Source organism: Alkalihalophilus lindianensis (assembly GCF_032843265.1).
GTDB classification, from domain to species: Bacteria; Bacillota; Bacilli; order Bacillales; family Bacillaceae_D; genus Alkalihalophilus; species Alkalihalophilus lindianensis.
Genome location: NZ_JAWJBA010000085.1, coordinates 1 through 379, shown reverse-complemented (window position 1 = coordinate 379; position 379 = coordinate 1). Strand labels below are relative to the sequence as shown.

At 40.1% G+C, this 379-nt stretch carries 1 protein-coding gene; it reads right to left on the bottom strand.

All coding sequences use genetic code 11. The features are described 5' to 3' along the window. Positions 1-345 (bottom strand): PTS transporter subunit EIIC (locus RYX56_RS21400; RefSeq protein WP_317123994.1); only part of this gene is annotated, 345 nt, incomplete at its 3' end. Positions 346-379: the final 34 nt, after the last annotated feature.

Genomic DNA, 379 nt, shown 5'->3' with positions numbered 1-379 from the left:
AGCTAACTGAGCGAAGAAAATTCGCTGGGTTCCTTCAATAAGCTTTCCATCTACCATTAAAACACCGGCAAGACCTGCTGTACCTTTATCAGATTTTGCAAGGCCGACAGAAATCCCAACAGCAAATAGTAGTGCAAGGTTGGCAAAGACAACATTCCCGGCACTTGACATAATCGTAAATATATTTTGAAGCCAAGAAATATCTAAAAATGGATAGGCTTTAATCGTATTAGGATTGGACAAAGCCCCGCCAATACCAAGCAGTAAACCGGCAGCAGGAAGAACTGCAATTGGCAGCATAAACGACTTACCAAACTGTTGTGCCTTCTCGAAGAAACTACTCATCAAAAATACCTCCTATATGAAAATTATTTTCATA